Annotated in this window: 1 protein-coding gene; it reads left to right on the top strand. The window is 58.4% G+C overall.

Annotated features, from left to right (window positions below; genetic code table 11):
• The coding region (locus Q5L94_RS14125; protein WP_317498977.1) for a hypothetical protein at positions 1-188 on the top strand (188 nt) is incomplete at its 5' end.
• Between the last annotated feature and the right edge of the window lie 50 nt (positions 189-238).

Raw genomic sequence — 238 nt, 5'->3', positions numbered from 1 at the left:
CACATCCGGCCGGTGCACGCACACTGGGTTCTGAATTTACGATCATTTCGCGCGAACCGAACCGCGAAGACAGCGAAAACGGCGAGCCGCGCAAGATCGAAGTCATCAAGGATCCAGCCCAATATGCGAGCCTCAAAGCGCGGCTGAACCTGCCGGACTTCACCGTGGCATTTGACGAACTTAAGTAGGCTGTAGCGCAAGCGGGTTGCGATCTGATAGACACCCCGCGCCGCTCGAC

Source organism: Idiomarina sp. Sol25 (assembly GCF_033052775.1).
GTDB lineage: Bacteria > Pseudomonadota > Gammaproteobacteria > Enterobacterales > Alteromonadaceae > Idiomarina.
The sequence above is the reverse complement of the archived record's forward strand: the minus strand, read 5'-3'. Positions and strand labels throughout refer to the sequence as shown.